The organism is Ferrimicrobium sp. (assembly GCA_022690815.1).
Classification (GTDB): domain Bacteria; phylum Actinomycetota; class Acidimicrobiia; order Acidimicrobiales; family Acidimicrobiaceae; genus Ferrimicrobium.
The window spans coordinates 1-22,950 of the sequence record JALCZJ010000023.1 but is presented as its reverse complement, the minus strand read 5'-3'; the positions used below and the strand labels follow the sequence as shown (position 1 = coordinate 22,950).

20 protein-coding genes are annotated in these 22,950 nt (G+C 57.7%); 18 read left to right on the top strand and 2 right to left on the bottom strand.

Annotated features, from left to right (window positions below; translation table 11 throughout):
- Positions 1-111 precede the first annotated feature (111 nt).
- Together MP439_07970 and MP439_07965 are read left to right on the top strand one after the other, a co-directional pair.
- Positions 112-1,395, top strand: a complete 1,284-nt coding sequence (locus MP439_07970) for an aspartate aminotransferase family protein (protein ID MCI2975998.1) — start codon at positions 112-114, stop codon at positions 1,393-1,395.
- The gene (locus MP439_07965; GenBank protein ID MCI2975997.1) at positions 1,395-2,888 is read left to right on the top strand and encodes a CoA-acylating methylmalonate-semialdehyde dehydrogenase; all 1,494 of its coding nucleotides are present in this window, start codon (positions 1,395-1,397) and stop codon (positions 2,886-2,888) included. Before MP439_07970 ends, MP439_07965 begins: the two co-directional genes overlap by 1 nt.
- 297 nt (positions 2,889-3,185) lie before the next feature.
- Here MP439_07965 and MP439_07960 read toward each other — a convergent pair whose 3' ends face one another.
- A complete protein-coding gene (locus MP439_07960) occupies positions 3,186-3,869 on the bottom strand; it encodes an HAD hydrolase-like protein (protein ID MCI2975996.1) in 684 nt (227 codons plus the stop codon).
- Complete coding sequence (locus tag MP439_07955; GenBank protein ID MCI2975995.1) at positions 3,866-5,032, bottom strand: FAD-dependent oxidoreductase; 1,167 nt, start codon at positions 5,030-5,032, stop codon at positions 3,866-3,868. Before MP439_07955 ends, MP439_07960 begins: the two co-directional genes overlap by 4 nt.
- Before the next feature lie 103 nt (positions 5,033-5,135).
- Between MP439_07955 and MP439_07950 the strand changes: the two genes are divergently transcribed.
- From MP439_07950 to aroE, 16 genes are all read left to right on the top strand, one after another.
- The gene (locus tag MP439_07950) at positions 5,136-6,275 is read left to right on the top strand and encodes an ABC transporter substrate-binding protein (protein ID MCI2975994.1); all 1,140 of its coding nucleotides are present in this window, start codon (positions 5,136-5,138) and stop codon (positions 6,273-6,275) included.
- The gene (locus MP439_07945) at positions 6,275-7,180 is read left to right on the top strand and encodes an ABC transporter permease subunit (protein ID MCI2975993.1); all 906 of its coding nucleotides are present in this window, start codon (positions 6,275-6,277) and stop codon (positions 7,178-7,180) included. The genes MP439_07950 and MP439_07945 overlap by 1 nt, the downstream gene beginning before the upstream one ends.
- Positions 7,168-8,001, top strand: coding sequence for an ABC transporter permease subunit (locus MP439_07940; GenBank protein ID MCI2975992.1), 834 nt, complete (start codon positions 7,168-7,170; stop codon positions 7,999-8,001). Before MP439_07945 ends, MP439_07940 begins: the two co-directional genes overlap by 13 nt.
- Entirely contained in the window at positions 7,988-9,079 is a 1,092-nt protein-coding gene (locus MP439_07935) for an ABC transporter ATP-binding protein (GenBank protein ID MCI2975991.1), read from the top strand. The genes MP439_07940 and MP439_07935 overlap by 14 nt, the downstream gene beginning before the upstream one ends.
- Before the next feature lie 21 nt (positions 9,080-9,100).
- Positions 9,101-9,649: a hypothetical protein gene (locus tag MP439_07930; GenBank protein ID MCI2975990.1), complete on the top strand. Its 549-nt coding sequence runs from the start codon at positions 9,101-9,103 to the stop codon at positions 9,647-9,649.
- Positions 9,650-9,740: 91 nt separating this feature from the next.
- A complete protein-coding gene (gene queA / locus MP439_07925) occupies positions 9,741-10,823 on the top strand; it encodes a tRNA preQ1(34) S-adenosylmethionine ribosyltransferase-isomerase QueA (protein ID MCI2975989.1) in 1,083 nt (360 codons plus the stop codon).
- Complete coding sequence (gene tgt / locus MP439_07920; GenBank protein ID MCI2975988.1) at positions 10,820-11,944, top strand: tRNA guanosine(34) transglycosylase Tgt; 1,125 nt, start codon at positions 10,820-10,822, stop codon at positions 11,942-11,944. Before queA ends, tgt begins: the two co-directional genes overlap by 4 nt.
- Positions 11,945-12,005: 61 nt before the next feature.
- Positions 12,006-13,505 (top strand): protein translocase subunit SecD, encoded by a 1,500-nt coding sequence (gene secD, locus MP439_07915; protein ID MCI2975987.1) that lies wholly within the window; start codon positions 12,006-12,008, stop codon positions 13,503-13,505.
- 5 nt (positions 13,506-13,510) lie between these two features.
- Positions 13,511-14,635, top strand: a complete 1,125-nt coding sequence (gene secF / locus MP439_07910) for a protein translocase subunit SecF (GenBank protein ID MCI2975986.1) — start codon at positions 13,511-13,513, stop codon at positions 14,633-14,635.
- A 10-nt stretch (positions 14,636-14,645) separates the two neighbouring features.
- Positions 14,646-16,859, top strand: a complete 2,214-nt coding sequence (locus MP439_07905; GenBank protein MCI2975985.1) for a bifunctional (p)ppGpp synthetase/guanosine-3',5'-bis(diphosphate) 3'-pyrophosphohydrolase — start codon at positions 14,646-14,648, stop codon at positions 16,857-16,859.
- Between the two features lie 525 nt (positions 16,860-17,384).
- A complete protein-coding gene (locus tag MP439_07900) occupies positions 17,385-17,615 on the top strand; it encodes a hypothetical protein (protein MCI2975984.1) in 231 nt (76 codons plus the stop codon).
- The gene (locus MP439_07895; protein MCI2975983.1) at positions 17,615-17,857 is read left to right on the top strand and encodes a hypothetical protein; all 243 of its coding nucleotides are present in this window, start codon (positions 17,615-17,617) and stop codon (positions 17,855-17,857) included. The genes MP439_07900 and MP439_07895 overlap by 1 nt, the downstream gene beginning before the upstream one ends.
- On the top strand, positions 17,844-20,411 hold the full coding sequence (alaS, locus tag MP439_07890) for an alanine--tRNA ligase (GenBank protein MCI2975982.1): 2,568 nt from the start codon (positions 17,844-17,846) through the stop codon (positions 20,409-20,411). The genes MP439_07895 and alaS overlap by 14 nt, the downstream gene beginning before the upstream one ends.
- Positions 20,408-20,812, top strand: a complete 405-nt coding sequence (ruvX, locus tag MP439_07885) for a Holliday junction resolvase RuvX (protein MCI2975981.1) — start codon at positions 20,408-20,410, stop codon at positions 20,810-20,812. The genes alaS and ruvX overlap by 4 nt, the downstream gene beginning before the upstream one ends.
- A complete protein-coding gene (mltG, locus tag MP439_07880) occupies positions 20,805-21,809 on the top strand; it encodes an endolytic transglycosylase MltG (protein ID MCI2975980.1) in 1,005 nt (334 codons plus the stop codon). Before ruvX ends, mltG begins: the two co-directional genes overlap by 8 nt.
- Entirely contained in the window at positions 21,806-22,654 is an 849-nt protein-coding gene (gene aroE, locus MP439_07875; GenBank protein ID MCI2975979.1) for a shikimate dehydrogenase, read from the top strand. The genes mltG and aroE overlap by 4 nt, the downstream gene beginning before the upstream one ends.
- The last annotated feature ends 296 nt before the right edge of the window (positions 22,655-22,950 follow it).

Genomic DNA, 22,950 nt, shown 5'->3' with positions numbered 1-22,950 from the left:
ATCGAATGGAAGTGTAATCGGAGATTTTGTATGTTTGGTACATTAAAACCTCATTGGGTCATACATAATTGGCTAATATGGGGGAGTCAGTCGCGAGTAAAGGAGATAACGATGACCAAAGACCTGCTCCAGCGCCACCGAGCGGTGTTACCTGCATGGGTTTCGCTCTACTATGACGAGCCGATTCAGATCGTGCGTGGCGAGGGTCGCTATGTGTTCGATGCCGACGGTCGACGATACCTTGATTTTTTTGGTGGTATTTTGACCACAATGGTCGGACATGCGGTACCCGAGGTCGTCGAGGCAATCTCTGATCAGGCAGGGCGTGTCATTCACAGCTCGACTCTCTACCTCATCGAACCGATGGTAGAGCTCGCGGAACGATTGGCCACACGTTCAGGAATCCCAGATGCGAAGGTGTTCTTCACGACCTCCGGCACTGAGGCCAACGATGCTGCGCTGTTGCTCGCCTCTACTTACCGACGGTCTAATCAAATCATCGCCATCAAGAACAGCTACCACGGTCGCTCCTTCACGCAGATCTCTGTAACCGGTAATCGGAACTGGTCTCCGACGTCGTACTCCGGGCTTTCGGTGAGTTGGCTCCAAGGCGGCTCACGGTTGCGCGGTCCGCTGGCGGGTCTCTCGGATGCCGAGTATCTGGCGCGCGGCAAGGCGGATCTTGAGGATGTCCTCATGACGACAACTAGTGGGGATGTTGCCGCTTTGATTGCCGAGCCTATCCAAGGAGTTGGTGGGTTTTGCCTACCTCCTGATGGCTACTTCGGTGAGCTGCAGAAGATCCTTGCTCGTGAGGGCATTCTTTACATCTCCGATGAGGTCCAGACAGGGTTTGGACGCACCGGTGAGCACTTCTGGGGCTATGAAGCCCAGGGTGTAGCACCAGATATGATTACCTTCGCCAAGGGTGTCGGTAATGGCATGGCCCTCGCTGGCGTCATTGCACGCGGTGAGATCATGGACTCGCTCGGTGCGAGCTCCATCTCGACCTTCGGCGGATCGCCAGTCGCTGCGAGTGCAGGTGTAGCTACGTTCGATTACTTGGTCAACCACAATCTCCAAGAGAATGCCCTACGGCGCGGCAAGGAGCTTCGTCAAGGACTGGAGGAGGTTGCCAAAGCTAACCCGTCTATCGGAGAAGTCCGAGGAAAGGGCCTCATGCTTGGGGTAGAGTTCGTTGAAGGGGCGCACAACGAGCCAGCTCCAAAGCTCGCTAACGAGGCGCTGGAGCGGGCCAAGAGTGCGGGACTGTTGATCGGCAAAGGCGGGCTTTTCGGGAATGTATTACGCATCGCCCCTCCGTTATCGGTCACTCAAGAGGAGATGGCTGATGCCATCGCTATCTTCGCACAAGTTCTGGGGGGTCGTCACTGATGACTCGCGAGTTGATTGGCCATTTTATCGACGGCAAAGAGATTTTCGAAGGTGAGGATCGGGGACCAGTCTTTAACCCGGCGATTGGTCGCACGGTCAGAGAGGTGCTCTTTGCCGATGATGCGATCGTCGATCGCGCCGTCGCCGCCGCAAAGGAGGCACAAGTCGCCTGGGGCGAGGAGTCGTTGGCTCGGCGTCAGCGAGTCATGTTCGATTATCGAAGCCTGCTCCTGGCCCATCGCGAGGAGATTGTCGCACTTATCAGTGAGGAGCACGGCAAGGTTCTTGGTGACGCTAGCGGTGAATTCAGCCGCGGCGTCGAGGTGGTCGAGTTCGTTACCGGCCTGCCGCAGCTGCTCAAAGGTCAGTACAACGATTCGGTCTCGCGTGGTGTCGATGCGATGTCGGTGCGCTTCCCACTGGGCGTGGTAGCGGGTATTACCCCGTTTAACTTCCCAGCAATGGTTCCCATGTGGATGTTTCCGGTTGCCCTGGCTGTCGGGAATGGTTTCGTGCTTAAACCTTCTGAGAAGGATCCCTCGACTGCTCTGCGACTTGCTGAGCTATTTGTCGAGGCGGGAGGCCCTCAAGGTCTCTTCAATGTCGTCAATGGCGATCAGCGTGCCGTTGGTCGACTGCTAGAGCACCCGGATGTCAAGGCGATATCGTTTGTCGGTTCGACGCCGATTGCGCGCTCCATCTACGAACGAGCTGCCAAGGCTGGTAAGCGGGTACAGGCTCTCGGTGGGGCCAAGAATCACATGGTCGTCCTACCGGATGCCGATGTTGACACCGTTGCAGAAGCAGCTGTGTCGGCAGCCTACGGCAGTGCTGGCGAACGCTGCATGGCGATATCGGTGATGGTCCTGGTTGGCGATCAAGGTGAGGACTACTTGGCGGCGATCCGGGAGCGCATGAGCAACCTGACGGTTGGTTCCTATTTGGATCCCAAGTCAGAGATGGGTCCCCTCATCACCGGTGCACATCGGGACCGGGTGGCTTCACTCGTTAGCGAGGCGGAGGCAAAGGGCGCAACGCTTGTAGTCGACGGACGAGAACATCCGCTGGTCAAGGAGAATGGGTTCTACTTTGGGCCCACACTTATCGACGGCGTTCGAGTCGACATGGATGCCTATCGGGAAGAGATCTTCGGCCCGGTGCTGCTCGTGTTACGGGCACAAACCCTTGAAGCTGCCATTGCGTTGGTCAACGACAATCCCTACGCCAATGGTGCGGCGATCTTCACTAGCGATGGTGGTGCGGCAAGAACATTCATCCGCCACATCGATTCCGGGATGGTCGGCGTGAATGTCCCCATACCAGTGCCGGTTGCTTATCACTCGTTCGGTGGATCGAAGCACTCGTTGTTCGGTGATACTCATGTACATGGCGAGGAAGGGATCCGGTTCTACACCCGTGCGAAGGCAGTCACCATTCGCTGGCCTGGCGAGGCCGCACTAACCACGGGTATGCATTTCGTTACTAACACATAGAACGTACTGCGACGGAGTCGATGATCGTGGGTCGAGTGGTTTCTGGCCACTTCACTGAATGTCATTCTAGAGTTGGGTTAGCCTTCTGGGCGAATGAGGTCTCGACGAAATGAGGCCTGGTTGGCCCAGGAGACAACTCAAGATCTGAACCTGGAGTGATAGGTTGCGATGTTGCCCGCAGTTGGCAGGTCAAGCTCGTTAGTTTGTGCTATGTTGCGGGTTGTGATGAGCGTGAGGTTCCAGATGGTATCCGGGGGTGCCTGAGGACACCATGGCGCCTGAGGGTACCGGTGGTCGCTACTCCTGAGTGAGGGTGAGATCAGCGATGCTGGCAACGACCGTGGTTGCGCCGGCTCGTAGCAGTGCTTGCTCTGTGAACCCGCCGGTCAGCACGCCAATGACGCTGCCTGCGCCTGCGTTTTTGCCGGAGAGCGCATCCATGGTCGTATCTCCAACAGAAGCGACTTTTGCCATGCTTGTGACTCGTGCAGCCAGTGCTGCTGCGAGGACCATGTCGGGATGCGGACGCCCTCGTAGCGATTCAGTGGGGCAAAGAGCTCCGTCGATCAATGATCGCCAACCGAGAGTATCGATCAATAGCTCCTGTGTAGTAGCGGAAAAACCGGTCGTGAGGAAGACGCGAATGTCTGCTTTACGCAGCTGGGCAAAAAGATTTGCGGCCCCCTGCATCTCGTCGACCCCAGAAGTCTGCACCGCCTCTTCGTAGTGACGTTCAAACGCCTCCGTCGCTTGCAATGCCATTGACTCATCGTGGAGCAGCGCGGTGAAAACTTCGATCTTGGACTGGCCCATCGTGTGGACAACGAAGTTGCGCTCGTCATGTGTCGGCTGACGATGTGTGATTTCGATGATCGCCCGATCAAATGCATCGAGTACTCGCCCGGAGTCCAGGACGGTAGTGCCGGCCATGTCGAAGCAGACTAACTCAACGTCGTCCAAGTAATGGTTGGTGACACTCATCGGAGTGCCTTTTGGATAGTCTCAAAGGCGGCCTGCGGGGATATGGTCATACCGCGCCCTGCGAGGCCGGTTATCCATGTGACGTTTGGCCGTGGCTTCTCGGAAAAGTAGATGGCGCCATCGCCCGGCATGAGCTTTGAATAGACACCCTGCCATCGGTGGGTGGTGGGCGCGAGTGTATGACCCAAGAGTGTCCGCGCACGTTGTACAAGGTAATCCTCGATGGTGCTACTAAGAAATGGCGAGCCGTAATCGTCGTGGGTGTCTCCGATGGTCAGAGAACTATCGCTTCGCTGGGAAAGGAGGAGTTGTGCTCCATGGTTCGCTGCGATCGGATCTTGGGGGCCAAGCAGCGATCGCAGCGAGGCAAAGGCCGGGTAGTAGCGAAATGAGTCGATGTCTGCGATGGCTGGCGAGAGTGGTCTGGCGTGTGGGCCGGTTTGCAACATCTGGAGCTGGGTCAACGTTAGCCGGGAGGTGGAGGAGGTGAAGCCGATGCTTCGCAGGTCGCTCACGCCGGTTGCGAAGAAGGCGTAGTCGAAGGGGACGCGAGTATGATCGATGAGCTCAAGCTCCTCGTCATGGCAATAAATTACCTCCGCGTTGGCACGAAGGTGATAGTTGGGACTCAGACTCAGTCTCTGATGCAGAATCGACAAGATGGAACGTGGTTCGGTGACGGCATCCATGGAGCACAACAATGCACCTGAGGTTGGGGCTTGGATCCCATACCGGTCGAGAAGTTCGTTCTGTCCGAGCATGGCGAATCCTCGCTCACCTGCGTCTTTGAGCTCGGTGGCAGCCTCAAGAACACTAACCTCGGACTCGACCTGAGCCAACGTGATGGATCCATCGGTCCTGAAGGGAAGCTCTGGCCAGACAGCTTTGAGGCGGAGCCATCGATCCCTCGCCGACAAGGCGGTGTCGAGTTCTGATCCTGCCGCACGCCCGGATATCCAGATGAGGCCCAAGTTGCGAATACTGGCACCGCGAGGCTCGCTATCGCGCTCGAGGTGTAGAACGGAGTATCCCTGTTCTAGTAGGTGGATTGCAATCCATGTTCCGAGAATCCCGGCACCGACAACGATGATTTTCATGAAGTCACTGTAGGTGAGTGCTTGCGCTAAGTGGGAGCAAATGACGAGAGTTTTCTTGACATTCATCTCCGTGTCTAACGGTCGTTGGCTGGAGTTCACCTCGTGTCTTTAGTGTTTGGACTGTTAGATCATCGACTAGTTCACACGAATTTACACGAAGGGGTTAGTTGTGAAGGCAATAAAAATAGGATTCGCCATGGTAGGCGCGACGGCGGTGCTGCTCAGCGCCTGCGGTAGCGCATCGAGCGCGAGCACCAGCACCACCACCTCAGCCAAGTCGGTCGATTTCGCGACCTGCTCGTCGCTCGCTGCCTGTGGCGGGATGGCCAACCTCGTCAAGGCAGCCAAAGCAGAGGGTGCCTTGACCGTCACGACGTTACCTGACGATTGGGCCAACTACGGGCAGATCATGTCTTCGTTCGAGAAGAAGTACGGCATCAAGATCGATGACGTGAACCCTGAGGGTTCGTCAGCCTACGAAGTCGATTCGCTCAAGACACTCAAGGGCTCATCACGTTCACCGGATGTTCTCGATATGGGAATCCCTTTCGCAGTCAAGGCATCGAAGCTGGGTCTACTCGCCAACTATAAGGTCAAGTACTGGAATCAGATTCCCTCCGATTGCAAGTCAGGATCGGGCCAGTGGTACTGTGACTACGGCGGCTACATCTCGATCGGCTATAACGCCGCCCTGACCAAGAGTCCGGTCACCGGCTTTGCCAGCCTCACCAACCCTGCCTTCCGTGGCGGAGTCGCCCTCGACGGTGATCCTGAGGATGCTGGTGCAGCCTTCTCGGGCGTTATCGCGGCAGCCCTTGGTAATGGTGGCTCCTACAACAACATCATGCCTGGCATCAAGTACTTTGAGCACCTCAAGTCCATCGGAAACTTCATCCCAGTCCAGTCATCGGCTGCAACGATCTCCTCCGGAGAAGTGAAGGTCAACATCGATTGGGACTATCTCAACGTTGCCTACGAAAACGCCTTGAAGGGCAAGATCGACTGGAAGGTAATCATTCCCAAGGGAGTCCATTACGCCTCGTACTATGCCCAGGCCATCGCCAAGTACGCACCTCATCCAGCGGCAGCTCGACTCTGGGAAGAGTACCTGTACTCTAATACCGGTCAGAACCTGTGGCTCAAGGGCTACACCGACCCGATTCGACTCGCCTCGATGATCAAGGACGGTACGGTCAACAAGACCTATCTTGCCGCAGTGCCTCCTGTGTCAGGAACGCCAGTCTTCCCGACCCAGGCGCAACTCAACGCTGCACAGACCGTCATCCTGGCTAACTGGCCCAAGGTCTGATGGTTTCAACTCTTACCCATAATCGGGAGGAGAGTTCCCCCAGCTCTCCTCCCAGACCTCGTCGTCGACGAGCCCTAGGCCGCTATGGTGGCGTGGTTCCATATCTGGTATTCCTGCTCATCTTCCTGCTCATTCCTGCCTTCTCTGTTCTGATTGGAGCGTTTGAATCCAACGATGGCAAGCCAACGCTTGCGAACCTTAGACTCGCGTTCTCCGGTCCCTATCTGCACTCATTCGTGGCATCCTTTGAGCTATCGATCGGTTCTACGATCATCGCCGTGGTCGTTGGCTTTGTTGCTGCCTTGGCGGTAGCTGCGACGCGTGGCCGCCCACGAGCCTTGGTGCAGTCCAGTTCAAGTGTGCTGGCCAACACCGGTGGGGTTCCGCTGGCCTTTGCCTTTATCGCAACGCTCGGCAATTTTGGGATTGTTACCAAAGTACTTTCGAGCATGGGCATCAACTTGTATGCCCACGGGTTCTCGCTGTATTCGGTCGTAGGACTTATCATCGTCTATCAGTACTTCTTGATCCCGGTCATGATTCTCGTCATGCTTGGCCCAATTCAAAACATCCGCTCCGCCTGGGTAGAGGCGGCACGATCACTGGGGGCGTCGAAGCTCCGGTTTTGGTGGTCGGTGGGTCTGCCGATTCTTTCGCCTGCGATCCTCTCTGGAACGGTGGTTATCTTCGCTGATGCCTTTGCGGCCTATGCCACCGCCGAGGCGCTCACCTCTGGAACGTTGCCGCTGGTGCCGATCCAGATCGGAAGCTTGATCTCGGGGAATGTGGCGGCAGGCGAGGGCAACCTTGGCAACGCCTTGGGGCTTGGCATGATCGTCGTGGTGGCGCTGGCGGCCACGGTCTATGTGTTGAGCCAGAGGAGGGCATCGCGATGGTTACGATAACGCCGGGAGGTGATGGTCTCCATCTACGCCAGGCCGGCATCGGCCGCGTATTCCGGGCCATCGTTCTCATCATCGTAGGAGCCTTCTTCCTCATCCCGATTCTGGCATCTGCTCGGTATTCGGTGCTAGGACTACACGGGCATCTGACCTTATCTGCATATCGATCGCTGTTTGCCGATCCAAGCTTTCGCTCGTCGCTTTGGCTGTCGTTGCAAGTAGCGATCTTGACGGTGATTCTGACGGGATTGCTGGTTATCCCCACCTCAATCTGGGTTACTGTTCGGATACCAAAGCTGAGGGGTCTGTTGGATGCGCTCAGCATCGTGCCGCTCGGTGTGCCCTCCGTCGTGGTGGTTCTGGGGCTCCTTGGCGCGTATCACAGCATTTTGAATTTGATCCTCACGTCGCCATTTATCTTGGCGCCGATCTATGTCATGTTGGCGCTCCCTTACAGTTATCGAACCTTCGATACTGCTGTACGATCGCTTGATGTCAACACGTTGGTCGAAGCCTCTCAGTCGCTTGGAGCCAGTTGGACGCGAACGCTTATCAGTGTCCTGTTGCCGAACCTAAGGGCTGGGATGATCGGTGCACTGATTTTGGCTGGCGCGTATGCGCTCGGCGAGTTCGTGGTGGCATCCTTGCTCAGCTTTAACACCTTCCCGGTTTTTATCGTCCAAATTGGGTTGACCGCCGCAGCGGAGGCGGTGGCGGTCTCGCTGGTGGCCTTGTTGGTTGCCTTTATACCGCTCTCATTGGTCACGATTCTCGGCGGTGGTCGTAGCAAGAACATGCGAAGGAGTGTGGGTGTCACAGGTTGATTTGCGGCTCGTGGGGCTGGAGAAGTTCTATGGTTCGATGCATGCCCTCGACGGCTTCTCACTCGAGGTCGCGGCCGGTGAGCTCGTAGTGCTGCTAGGGCCATCTGGTTGTGGTAAGACCACGGCGTTGCGCTCGGTTGCAGGGTTGGAGCGCCTCGACGGTGGACAGGTCTTCGTTGGTGGAGCTGATATCACCAATCAGGCTGCAGCGAAGCGCAACATGGGGATCGTCTTCCAGCACTATAGTCTCTTCCCTCACATGACGGCGGGTGAGAATATCGAGTTTGGCTTGAAGATCCGTAAGGTCGATGCTGCTACCCGACGTCGACGCTCGGGGGAGCTGCTCGAACTCGTTGGCCTCGCCGATCTCGGTGGCCGCTTTGCCCACCAGCTCTCAGGTGGCCAGCAACAGCGTGTCGCCTTGGCGAGGGCGTTAGCTATTGAGCCGTCTGTCTTGTTGTTGGATGAACCACTCTCTGCCCTAGATGCAAAGGTTCGGGTCAGCCTGCGCGACGAGATCCGCCGCGTGCAGCGAGAGGTCGGCATCGCTACGATCTTCGTCACCCACGACCAGGAGGAGGCGCTCGCAATCGCCGATCGCATCGGAGTGATGCATCATGGTATCCTTGCACAGCTTGGCTCCCCAGCTCAGATTTATACGGCCCCAGCCACCGAGTTCGTGGCCGAGTTCGTCGGTAAGGTCAATCGCCTCCGTGGAGTGGCAACCAATGAAACGACCGTTCTGACCAAGGGGTTTGGGGCTTACTCGGTCGGCGAGCCAGTCGTCGTCGGTGGTGAGTATGAGGTTTTGGTTCGTCCGGAACAGCTTGGAATCCGCGGTGTTGCCGATGGTACCAGTCGATTGATCGAGATGTCCTTCTTGGGCTCCAGCTTCTCTGCTGTCGTGCAAGGATCTGACGGGGCAAAGGCCGTGGTTGCGGTCTCCCCAGAGGAGTCGATTGGCTTTCGTGTCGGTGAGCCCGTCGAAATCTACCAGCGTGGTCCGACACTCATGACGTTATCGGCTCCAACGCGTCTCCAAGAGCAGGCGGCGCCCGAGTTTGCCGAGTTGGACTAGTACCACGAGAACGAGGGGATGATGACAACAGCAGATGGCGCCAAGTCCGTAATCGAGTTATTGTCCGGGCCGAGCCTGCAGCGTAACTTCGGTGAGGAGCTACCCCTGATTGAACATCTCCTTCAGACGGCGGAGCTGTTGTGGATAGATTGCGGCGACGCCGAGATGGCTGTTGCAGGTTTGCTGCACGATGTGTCGTGGACCAGAGGTTCGTCGGAGGCCGACCATGCGGATGACTCCGCGATGATCGCTCTCGAGCTTGGCTTCTCGCCAAGGGTTGTAGAGCTCATTGCTCTCCATGTGACGGCAAAGCGATATCTCGTGCGTTCCGACGAGCGCTACTGGGGCAAGCTGTCGAGGGAGTCGCGCGCAACCCTCGTAGAGCAGGGCGGCGCACTTGCGATTACTGAGGTGGCGCGGTTTGAGGCGAGCCCATACTTCGGTGATGTGATCCGTCTACGACTCGCCGATGATATGGCAAAGGATCCGGGTCGCGTCACCCGCCCGCTTGTTGAGTTTGCGCCCATCATTGAGTCAGCACTTGGGTCGGGCTCTGCACCGGGGGCGTGAACACCTCTCTAGGATGGCACCAGGTTGTGCTATCAGACGTTCGTTTGTTGCACAACCCTGATGTTCTTCGGTGTAAGTATGGAGGATTCGATTGGTCAGCCCCAAAGATGATTGGTCGTTGATCGATGCCTATGATTATGCGCTCCCGCCCGAGAGGATCGCTCGAGTCCCGGCAGAGCCGCGCAGCTCGGCAAGGCTGTTAGTCGGTCTGAGCGACGAGGTCTACACCGTCACCGTTGCTGATCTTGGATCGCTGCTTCGTGAGGGTGATGTGGTGGTCGTCAACGACTCCAAGGTGGTGCCAGCCCGGTTTCACGTGGAGCGTGCCACTGGTGGGCGCGTCGAGGTCCTGCTGTTGGCGACCGACGGCGCGAAGTTCGAGGCCCTCATTCGCCCCAACGCTCGGATCCGTGATGATGAGCTGCTCTATCGCGATCATGAACCTGTATTTCGTGTCTGTGGAGGGGGTATTGCGTCTTCAGGACTGCAGACCCGGATGGTCGAGGTCCTGGGGGACGCCGTATTTTCTTATGGCGAAATCCCACTCCCTCCTTATCTTGCCGGAGTTAGCATCGACCCCGATCGTTACCAAACGGTCTATGCCAATCGCCCGGGTTCGGTGGCGGCACCGACCGCGGGACTCCATTTCGATAATAAGTTGCTTCGCGATCTTGAGCAACGAGGTATCGATGTCGTCCGTGTTGAACTCGAGGTTGGTCTTGGCACCTTCGCTCCGGTCAAGGAGCGAGAACTAGACAAGCACACGATGCATTCCGAGCGTTATTCGGTGACGCCCGAGGCCCTCGAGCGCATTGGTCAGGCTCGCCGTGTCGTCGCCATTGGGACCACCGTGGTGCGAACGCTGGAGACTATCGCACAAGGAGCGGAGTTGTGTGGGTCCTCGTCGCTGTTCATTCGTCCCGGTTACGAATACCGCGCAGTCGATCTCCTGTTGACGAATTTCCACGTTCCACGTTCCACGCTCCTCGCACTCGTCGCCGCGGCGGTTGGCTCGCGTTGGCGTGACCTCTACCAGTATGCTCTCGCGAATGACTTGCGATTTCTCTCCCTCGGCGACGCTATGTTGATCCCTACCAACCGTTCCGCTGATGGGCCCCGTTTTCACAGCGCTGTGGTATCTGGCGATCGCCGAACCTCTCAGGATGGGCAGTGACCCACTTTGTAGTGGGTGCACGCGATGGTGCGGCCCGACGTGGTCGGCTCAAGCTGCGCTCGTGCGTCGTGGAGACGCCGTTGTTCATGCCGGTCGCCACCCGGGGTATGGTACGCCTCATGCCAACCGAGCTTGTTGCCGAGCTGGGCTATGAGGTGCTTCTTTCCAACACCTATCACCTGATGCTTAGACCCGGTGCCGATGTTGTCGCAAGGATGGGAGGCTTGAACGCCTTCACTGGCTTCCCCGGGGCCTCACTGACCGACTCGGGCGGTTTCCAGATCATGTCGCTGGATGCGACGATCACCCCTGGGGGGGCTCGGTTTCGCAACGTCTACGACGGCTCTTGGGTCACACTGACTCCAGAGGCGTCCGTGTCGACCCAAGAGGCGCTTCGTGCTGACATTGCGATGGTGCTCGACGTGTGCACAAAGTTGCCAGCAGACCGTAAGGTCCTTGCCTACAATCTTGAACTTACATCCCGATGGGCCGAACGCTGTCGAGAGGCCCATCATGACGAGGCTCAGCGACTCTTTGGCATCGTGCAGGGTGGAGTTGACGCTGACTTGCGTTCTCTGAGCGCTCAAGCGATTGCTAGCATCGGATTTGACGGATACGCCATCGGGGGCTTAGCGGTCGGTGAATCGGCCGAGAGTACGCTCGATGCGCTGCGGGCGAGCGTCGCTGAGCTACCGGAGGATCGACCTCGATATCTCATGGGTGTTGGCGATCCCTATCTGATGGCCCATGCGGTCGCCCTTGGGGTTGATATGTTCGACTGTGTCGCCCCCACACGCCTGGCCCGCCATGGAACTGCGCTTACCCAGCAGGGTCCGTTGCGTGTCAAAGGAGTTGGCCAGCGAGGGGTTGACGAGCCACTCGATCCAGCGTGTGGTTGTCGAGTGTGCCGGCGAGTATCGAGGGGCCTCTTGCATCACTTACTCCATGTCGACCATGAGAGCGCTGGAGCGTTGCTTTCCATCCATAACCTGGCATTTCAGTACGACCTGGTCACCCGATTGCGCAAGGCGATTGATGATCACAGGATTGAAGAAGTTCTTCAACAAGTCGATAAGATTTGGCGACGGCCGACCTTCGAGTCTTCTCTTGGCAACGATTAGCGTTGTGGTTGTAGGGGTGGCTAGGATGGGGTGTTTGGTTCCATGGATTTAAAGGTGGGTAATGCGTAAAGGGCGATGGATCCAATCGGTTCTCATTAGCACGGTGGTAGCGATCGCCGCTTTTGTGGCGGTGATCAGTGCCCATTACCATCCGGTGCTTGGATTGGATCTTCAAGGTGGGGCCTCGGTTGTCTATAAGCCGGCCCGCAAGGTCTCAGCGGCGACACTTGACGAGACGATTTCGATCATTGAGAATCGCGTGAATGCCCTTGGGGTAGGTGAGCCATCGATTGGACAGCAGGGCAACGACATCGTCGTGGATCTCCCAGGTATCAAAGATCCGAAGAAGGCACTGAGCTTTATCGGTCAGACCGCTATTTTGCAGTTCCGCCCCGTGTTATGCACAGCGCCGCTCTACACCAAGCCACCAGCAAGTCTGCATCTTACGAAGCAGCAATTGACGCCGACGTGCCCGACGTCGGCGACGGACACTGCATCGACGCTTCAGTACGTGCCTACGACGAGTCCACTGACGGCCACTTCGGCCTCGACAGCGGTGCTTCCCGAGTACTCAGGGAACTCCAAGACGGTCGTAGCTCGTTATGTTGTCGGACCAACGCTGTTGACGGGTAATGCGATTAAAAGCGTTTATGCCGCGCCAGAGTCACAGACAGTCACAAACAAGTGGGCGATCAACTTCACGCTGACCGCTAAGGCTTCACCAGTCTTTAATCAGATTGCCAAGACGTACTATCATCAACTGCTTGCGGTCGTACTTGATGGCACCGTGCAGTCGGCGCCAGAGATCAACTCCACCAACTTCAATGGGCAAGGACAGATCACTGGGAACTATACCCAAGCGACGGCGACGGATCTCGCCACTATCTTGCACTACGGCGCTTTGCCGGTGCAGCTGGTGCAACAGACGGTGCAGACGATCTCGCCGACGCTTGGAGCTGCCTCGCTCCGAGCTGGGCTCATCGCCGGAGTTGCCGGTCTGATTCTGGTCATGCTCTATACCATTTTCTACTACCGGCTGCTCGGACTCGTGGTGGTTGGGGGGCTCGCAACGACGTTTGCGGCCCTCTGGGCGATTATCGCCTTGCTCGGGCACACCGCACAGCTCACGCTCAACCTTGCGGGAGTGACGGGTATCATCGTATCGATCGGAGTCATCGTCGACTCCTACATCGTCTTCTTCGAACGGCTCAAAGACGAGGCGCGCAATGGCCGGAGCCTTCGAGCATCGGTTGACACTGGATTTTCCAAGGCGTTTCGCACGATCATCGCAGCTGACCTGGTCTCCTTCATTGGTGCCGCGCTACTGTATTACTTCAGTATTGGAGATGTCCGTGGCTTTGCGTTCTTCCTCGGGCTCTCCACCATTTTGGATGTGGCCTCAGCTTGGTTTTTCACGCGGCCGCTCGTGCTTTGGATTGGCAACTCGATCTCTCCTAAGCGTTACCGTTGGCTGGGCGTGCCCCTCGTGCAGGTCACCCAGAAGCCATTGGGTGGTACCGGCGTGATTCGACCGAGCCGTGTAGCTGCGAAAGGGGTTTGACAACCATGTCCGATGACACGATCAATCATCACGCTCAGACGGACGACGAGACCCCGGTGCTTGAGCCTCGGGAGGAAGCGAAGTCAGAGGGTTTTGGGGTCCAGACCATCGATGTGAGCGAGGCGTCCTGGTGGCGACGCCTGGGTGCAGGTGCGACGCATTATCCGTTTGTTCATCGTTCGCGTTATTACTTTGTGCTTTCGTTCCTAGTCATCGTCGCTGGCCTTGCTGCCCTCACCGGTCGTGGGCTTAACTTTGGCATCAGCTTCAAGGGTGGTGTCAGTTGGCAGGTGCCGTCTGCGACGTTGACCGTCAAGCAGGCAAACACGATCGTGGCGCGTGCTGGCGTTACACAAGCTACCGTGGTGACGCTGGGATCACACTCGGCGCGAACCCTTGAGGTGCAGGCGGACTTGACCAAGCTCTCGGGCGCGGCCAGAACCGCCAAGGAGAATCAGGTAGCCTCGCTGCTCGCCGCTAAAGCACACATCCCTTCATCAGCAGTTGCAATAGAGTTTGTGGGTCCAACCTGGGGTGGTCAGATTACTGATGCAGCCGTGAAGGCGCTCATCGCCTTCTTCGTCGGCATCATCTTGTACATCTCAATTCGATTCGAGTGGAAGATGGCGGCCGCCGCGATCATCGCGGTGGTCCACGACCTCTTGGTGACGATTGGAATCTATGCCCTGAGCGGGTTCCAGGTGACGCCGTCGACGGTGATTGCGGTCTTGACGATCCTTGGCTACTCGCTCTACGACACTATCGTGGTCTTTGACCGGATCAAGGAGAATGTCGGTGGCTTAGTCGATAAAGGGAAGATGAACTACTCCGACGCAGTCGATCTCTCGGTGAACCAGACGCTCGCCCGCTCGCTCAATACCTCCTTGGTGGCCGTCATCCCGATTCTGTCTGTGTTGGTCATCGGGGCCTATGTACTTGGCGCGACCACGCTGAAGAACTTCGGTCTCGCACTCGTGGTCGGGCTCACCAGCGGTGCTTACTCGTCGCTGTTCATCGCCTCTCCTTTGCTGGCCCGTTTCAAGGAGCGCGAACATCGATATCGTCAGATCAGGGCACGCATTGAACGTCGCGCGGTGGTCGCTGAGCCTGAAGGAATGACGGCATCCTAGAGAAATGATGGTGGACTGTGATCTTCAATTGCTGCTCGAGGCGATGGATCTTGATGAATTCTCTGAGGCGTCCTCGACCATAGCTAAGGCTCTGGAGTTTGCACGGGTCGCCCATCGTGCCCAACGTCGACACTCAGGTGAAGCCTATGTTACGCATCCAATCGGGGTAGCGCTTATCACAGCAGCACTCGGTGGTGACTTGACCGCCGTCGTTGCCGCATTGCTTCATGACACGGTTGAGGACACCTCGGTGACACTTGCGCAAATCGCGGAGGAGTTCTCCACCACCGTAGCCGATGTCGTTGATGGACTGACCAAGCTCGATCGGATTAGCTTCGACTCCAGAGAGGCGCAACAGGCCGCGACCATGCGTAAGATGCTGATCGCGATGGCCAAGGATGCAAGGGTCTTAGTCATCAAGTTGGCCGATCGACTGCACAACATGCGCACAATCGCCGCCTTGCCGGTCGAGAAGCAGCGTCGTATCGCCCAAGAGACTATGGATATCTACGCTCCATTGGCCAATCGCCTGGGGATCGAGGACATGAAATGGCAGCTCGAGGACTTAGCCTTTGCGACCTTACACCCAAGGCGTTATGCCGAGATCGATCACATGATCGCAACGCGCGCACCCGAGCGCGAACGTTACCTCGATCAGGTTATCACAGAGCTGCAACGGCGACTCGCGCAGGTGGGCATCGAGGCCGAGGTCACTGGACGCCCCAAGCATCTTTGGTCAATCTATGAGAAGATGATCATCAAGGACAAAGACTTCGACTCAATCTATGACATCATCGCGGTTCGCATCGTCACTGAAAACGATCGGGATTGCTGGGCAGCCCTCGGTGTCGTGCACTCGCTGTGGGCACCTATCCCAGGTAGGTTCAAGGACTATATCAACGCCCCAAAGTTCAATCTCTATCAGTCGCTGCACACGACGGTCCTGTTAGATAAGGGCAATCCGCTCGAGGTGCAGCTACGCACCAGGGAGATGCACCGACGTGCCGAGTTCGGGATCGCGGCCCACTGGGGCTATAAGGAGGGTGCCAGCGGAGCCAATGTGCCGTGGGTCGATCGCATTATGGAGCTCCAAGAGGATGTTCTAGATCCACTTGAGTTCCTCGAGCATCTCAAGTCAGATCTTGAGATGGACGAGGTCTACGTCTTCACCCCGAAGGGCAAAGTCGTCACGCTGCCCGTTGGTGCTACACCGTTGGATTTTGCCTACTCCATTCACACCGAGGTTGGGCACCGTTGTATCGGCGCCAAGGTCAATGGTCGTCTCGTACCGCTCGAGTCGGTACTGCGCTCCGGGGACACGGTAGAGATCGTGTCGTCGCGGTCCCCGACGGCGGCACCTTCGAGGGATTGGCTCTCGATCGTGGTGACGCCCCGTGCGAAGGCGAAAATTCGGCAGTGGTTCTCTCGGGAGCGACGTGAGGAGTCGATCGAGATCGGCCGCGATGAGTTGACCAAGGCACTTCGACGCGAAGGTCTTGCGGTCAACACCCATCTTTCCCAGGCAGGCCTCGCCAAACTTGCGAAGATGAACGGACTCCATGACGGCGAAGGCCTCTTGGTCGCCGTCGGTGAGGGGCATGTTTCGGCGCGCGCGATCGCCCAACGTCTCCAACGCAACGAACTTGAGACCGAAGGGTACGCTCCGACGGTCTCACACCAGCGCTCACGCCGCATGTCCAAGGGCCCAATGGTCTTCGTTGAGGGGATGGAGGATGTGCTGGTACGGATTTCGCGCTGTTGCAACCCGATCCCGGGTGACGAGATTGTAGGGTTCATCACCCAAGGCCGTGGTGTCGGGATTCATCGGGCTGACTGTCCCAACGTGCTCGATCTGCTCAAGCGAGCAGGGGAGCGACGAGTCGAGGTTGAGTGGGCTCATGAAGGCGGATCGACCTACCAGATGGCGATCGAGGTCTTGGCTCTTGACCGCGCTCGGTTGCTGGCTGATGTCTCCAAGGTGCTCAGCGAACACCACGTCAATATCACCATGAGCTCCTCGCGAACCAGGGGTGACCATGTCTCTCGCATGCGGTTTGAATTCGAACTGGTCGACCCAGGGCACCTATCGTCGGTGCTCGGCGCCATTCGACAACTTGACGGAGTGTTCAATGCCTATCGCATGTTGCCTGGCGCGTCGCGACGCGACAACAATGAGGCGGTCGCAGACGGCGGTGGAGCTGTGGCGAGCCGTGAGCGTAGCTAGCTTCGGGCATGGGAATTTCGAGCACGGTGAGCGCTGCACACAATCAGCCGGAACTCAGTGAGTCGGAACTCAGTGAGTCGGAACTCAGTGGCTGGGCACCGGTGACATGAGGCAGGCGAGCCGTTGGCGTAAAGATCATAAATCATGTTGAGTTCTCGACACCATTGGTACCAGCACACCATCCACATCACACCACGGTCTGCAAGGTTGAGTCATCGCTCAAGGTAGTGGTTTGGAGAACGCCTCCATTGGATAACGCTGGTGGGTCCTGATGAATCGGATGCTTACGCTGCATCACTTTAAGCTTTAGCGGATGTGTTCTGGTTGCGCAGCCATGGCTGGGGTCAGTTGGCCTTTTTGGGTCGATAGACTGGGCCCAAAGTTCGCCCAGGAGGTCGCGAGTTGGTATCCCTGATTGCATCCATCGCTTCACTCGTCCTATTAATCGTGAGTCTCATTGTGCTAGCGCAAGTGCGGACTCTCAGGGCGCAGATGGATGAGTTTGCTAGTCAGTGGCGCCACGAGATGATTGAACTGATTCGGTATGCGACGACCGTTGCCCATGAGGCGACTTCGACGGCGAGCGAGACGCGAGAACTCCTCGAAGAACGAGCGACCGATGTCCAAGCGATTGACCGGATGACTAAGACTGTTCTCAACACCGTTGGATACCCTTTCGTATCGGTGGGTAGGCTACGCTTGGCCGTTCGACGCGGTCGTAGGGTTTTCCATGATCGTAGGGAGGGTATCAGTTGATGCATCGGGGCAGGTGGTTTTTGCTCGGGATAGGCGTAGGAGTCGTTGGTACGCGGAGGGTAGCGATGGCGCTCCGCCCGATACTGGAGCGTCCACTTGAGGCAAGCGCTAAACGTTCGGTGAAGAGGATGCGTGGTGATGTGAAGGTCGCGCTCCGTGAGGCGGTTGCCGCCTATCGAAACGACACACCCCCAGGACAGGTTGTTGAGGGACATGCGAAGGAGATCAATGGATTCCAATGAGTTGAGGCGGTCGTTCCGCGAGTTTTTTGTTAAGCGTGACCATACTTCCGTACCCTCGGCAAGTCTCATTCCCTTCGACAAAACCGTCCTGTTCACGGTCGCCGGGATGGTTCCATTCAAGCGATATTTCCTCGGTGAGGAGCCAGCGCCCTTTGCGCGAGCAACGAGTATCCAGAAGTGCATGCGAGCTGGCGGAAAGCACAACGATCTCGATCAGATCGGGCAGACGCTTCGCCACCTCACATTCTTTGAGATGCTCGGTAACTTCTCCTTCGGTGATTACTTCAAGGAGCAGGCGATTCCCTATGCTTGGGAGCTCGTGACCTCGGTTCTCGGTCTTGAGCCCGACCGACTCTGGATCACCGTGCATACCAGCGACGATCAGGCGGCCGAGATTTGGCGCGATGTTGTTGGGGTCGCGCCGAAGAGGATCCAGCGCCTAGAGGAAGATAACTGGTGGCAGATGGGTGACACCGGTCCGTGTGGTCCGTGCTCGGAGATCTATTACGACAAGGGCGCTAGCTATGGTGACGATGGCGGTCCTGCCTTTGGGTCGGATGAGCGATTTCTAGAGATCTGGAACCTCGTTTTTATGCAGTTCGATCAGCAAGACAGTGGGGATCTTGTTCCACTGCCTAAACCCTGCATCGATACCGGAGCGGGTCTGGAGCGCATAGTACCGATCCTGCAAGGTCGTCCGTCGGTTTTCGAGACCGACCTGGTCTTCCCAATTCTTGAGGAGGCACAGTCGTTGACAGGCAAGAGGTATGGTACTGATCATCATGACGACGTCGGACTGCGTATCATGGCCGACCATGCCAGGGCGATGACCTTCCTGTTGGCCGATGGCGTTGTTCCAACCAACGAGGGGCGCGGGTACGTGTTGCGACGGATTATTCGACGGTTGATTCTTCGTGCCCAGCTCCTTGGCGCACACACGCGAGTAGTCGAGCCGCTGCTCTTGGGCGTCGTTGCGACGATGGGGGAGGCCTATCCAGAGTTACGTGAGCGCCAAGACCGTGTTATGGAGCTCGCAACCCGGGAAGAGGCTCGTTTCCACCAGACGTTGACCATTGGCGCCCCAGTCCTGGATGCGGCCATCGAAGGTGGTTCGGTCACCGGTGAGGTCGCCTTCCGCCTCCATGACACCTTTGGTGTCCCCATTGAGTTGACGACCGAGATCGCCCTCGATCGCGGCGTCGGGGTCGATCTCGAGGGCTTCCATCAGGCGATGGCTGAGCAGCGCAGTCGCTCTCGTCAGGCTGGTCTGGGTGGCGATGGTGTTATTGAACAGGCCGATGGGGCACTGTGGGTACTTGAGACCTTTGGGAAGACCGAGTTCCTCGGTTATGATACCGACCAAAGCACGGGTGAGATCCAGTTTGTCGGTCAAGAAGGTGATCGAATGGTGCTCTATGTCGATCGAACGCCATTCTATCCAGAAGGTGGTGGTCAGGTTGGCGACACCGGTGTTGTCATTGGTGAGAGTTTCCGAGCACGAGTACTCGATACCGACCAGCCGGTTCAAGGGGTGATCAGACACTGGATCGAGCTTGAAGAGGGCGAGGCTGAGGTCGGAGCGAGTGTTGAGCTCTCAGTTGATGCCGAGCGACGGGCAAAACTTCGTGCCAACCATAGCGCCACCCACCTGTTGCAGTGGGCGTTGCGTCGCGTCCTTGGTGATCACGTTGCCCAACAGGGTTCACTGGTAGCACCTGATCGCTTGCGCTTTGACTTCACCCACTGGGCGCCACTCACGAAGAGCGAGATCGAGCGTATCGAGGAGATGGTCATGGGTCAGGTGATTACCGCCGAGCACGTCGTGACGGAGATAAAGGACAAGAACGCCGCCCTTGAGGAGGGTGCGATCGCCTTTTTTGGCGACCAGTATCAAGATGTCGTTCGTGTCGTCCACGCCGGCCCACAGTCAGTCGAACTGTGTGGGGGGACGCATGTGCACTCATTAGGCGAGATTGGGCTCTTTAAAATCGTCGCCGAAGGGTCAATCGGCGCCAACACCAGGAGAATCGAGGCCGTGACCCAACTCGGGGCCCTTGGTGCTGTGCACGGTCTAGAGCGCCAGCTTGACGCCATGGAGCGCGTCCTACCCGGTGGTCGGGATCTGCTCGTTGAAAGGCTCACGGCCCTTCTTGAGAAGAACAGGTCGCTGGAGGCCCAACTGTCGAGCCTACGCCAAGAGTCGTTACGCACCCTCGCACGCGAGCTTGGTCAAGGCCATGATACTCCCTGGATTGTTGAGCGTGTCGATGGCCTCAACGCGCAAGACCTTCGCTATGTGGTCACTCAGCTGCGCCAACGCAAGGGTCTCGAGGGTGTGGTGCTCGCCAGTGTCACCGATCAGAAGGTCGCTCTTGCGGCCGCTGTCACCAATCCCGAGCTTCGTGGGGCGAACGAGATCCTCGAACCGGTAGCGAAAGCCGTCGGTGGTCGGGTTGGGCCACAACGAGAGTTGGCGCTCTCTGGTGGGCGAGACATCGCAGAGCTCGACGGTGCCCTTGACGCACTACGTGCCGGCCTCATCACGACGTTATGAGGGTTCTCGGCTGCGATCCGGGTGAGCGCAGGATTGGACTGGCCATCAGCGTCGGCACTTCTGCCCTCCCACTCTCGGTTATCGAGCGCAGCGACGGGTGGGTCGAGGCGATTCGTGCCGCAGTAGATCACTATGGCGTCGAGTTGATGGTCGTTGGAGTTCCTTTCGCACTGAGCGGATCGATGACTGCGTCTACCACCATGGCGCGCACCTTCATCGCCGAGGTCACCGCGGCCATCAAGGTGCCGGTGGTCGAGATGGATGAGCGGTTTTCGAGCCGCGCGGCGGAGCGGTCGTTGAGCGCTGCTGGGGTATCGATGCGTCGGCAACGAGGAAGGATCGACGACCTAGCGGCAGCCGACATCCTTCAGCGATACCTCGATCGGGCTGTTGATGATTAAGTGGCGCTGGCTGATCGTTGGGGTCGTCGCGCTGATGATCTTGGTGATAATCGGTGGTGGCATTGCTTACGATCTTGAGTCACGGCCTGGTCCAACGGGGCGCTCGGTTGCGGTAGTGGTCACACCAGGGGAGTCCGTCAATGCCATCTTCGACCAGTTGGCTTCGGCCAGCGTGGTGCGTGCCCCACTGCTCTTCAAGGCGTATGCCGAGTTTAAGGGCGTTGGTACCATTGATTCTGGTGTATATTTCTTGCGCACCAATGAGGGGTACGCCGAGACTCTCGGTCTGTTGACGGGTGGGCCGTCGTCAGTCAAGTTGACGGTACTCCCAGGGATGACCATCGACGCGATCGCACGTCAGCTCAAGACGATGCCAAGCGCAAGCCTTTCAGAGCGGAGCTTTCTCACTGAAGCGAGCGACCCCAGCTCCTTCCGTTCGCCGTATCTCGTCGGGGGAGACAGCCTTGAGGGGTTGCTCTATCCGGATACGTACTTCGTTGATCCTCTCGGGACGGCGTCCGAGTTGATTCAACAGATGCTGGATAGGTCGACGCAGGCCTTCGAACGCGACGGGCTGGTCCCTGGTGCAAACTATCACTCCCTTACCAGCTATCAGGTCATCATCGCCGCCTCGATCGCCGAGCGTGAGGCAAACACGCCTGCAGGATACTCCAAGGTAGCCAGGGTGATCTTGAATAGACTCGCTGCTAACATGCCACTTCAGATGGACTCTACCGTCAGATTTGCTAGCTCCAACTACACGAATCCGATCACCGGAGCCCAGCTCAAGGACCCCTCTGCCTACAACACCTACGTCCATCTCGGGCTGCCGCCAGGCCCGATTGGCTCAGTCGATTCAGCCGGTATCCAGGCGGTCCTACACGCCACGCCCGGTACCTGGCTCTACTTTGTTCTCCTGCGGGGTCACAAACATCTGTCATTTTTTCAGACCTTTGCAGCCCAGCAAGCAGCGATCAATCGTTACGGAGAGCAATGAACCGTGACACCGAGGCCCAAATCATGCCACAGGTTCCGTTGGCTTGTGTCCTCGGTGCCCCGATAGCGCATAGCCGTTCGCCAATGATCCACGAGGCTGGACTTAGAGCGCTTCGTCTGTCGGGTCACTATCTGTCCTTTGAGACGAATGTGGACCAGCTCGAAACCGCGTTCACTTCGCTGAGCTCGCTTGGCTTTCGTGGTGCTAATCTGACAGCGCCTCTGAAGGTAGCTGCCAGAGCACTACTGGATATCGAAGATGACGATGTGCGCCACATCGGTGCGGTCAATACGGTCGTCTTTGATCACGGACAACGGATCGGACACAACACCGATGCCGCTGGTTTGGTTACGGCACTAACAGACGTTTGTGGCCTCGAGTTGGCCGGAGCCAAGGTGCTGATCCTCGGTGCTGGCGGTGCTGCAAGAGCGGCGACTTGGGCGATGATCCAAGCGAGGGTCAACGAGGTGTTGGTGATGAGCCGTCGCTTGGAGTCGGCGACATCGCTCTGCGCGTGGTTCAATCAGAATGCGACTCCGATACCCAGCGCCGACAACTTGCGGGTTGACCTCGTGATCAACGCCACCACCGCCGGGATGCGCGGTACCACCAGTGAGGCGGAGGTTCCCATCGATCTCACCGCGCTTGGCTCGATCGGATGTGTCTATGACATGGTTTACGATCCGGCAGCCACACCCCTGTTAAAGGTGGCTAACAGCCTCGCTGTGCCCGCGTTCAATGGCCTGTCAATGCTCGTGGCGCAGGCTCGGTTGGCCTTTGGATACTTCTTTGGCGCGATGCCCGGGCTTGATCGGCTGATGGAGGCACTGGCTCCACGACCTTGATCAAACGTTGACCCTTCTGTGTGAGGGGTCGTTGGTCCCGAGGATGATAATGGTGGGGTTTCATTGGGATCTGGGGTGGCGGAGACTCGGGGGTGATGAACCCTTCTTCGTCTAGCAAGGTGACGGCAGCGTTCACCAAGAGCCGAATTGCCCACGCATCCTCTTTAAGGTGAACTACCCCCACCTGAAGGTGGAGGCTTTCTAAGCTAGTCTCGGTCACGCTGCAACCGTCCTCTGGCTCACTCTGTTTTCTAGCTTCCGCGGCCCGTTTGATTGCAACGGTGCCTCAGTCCCAA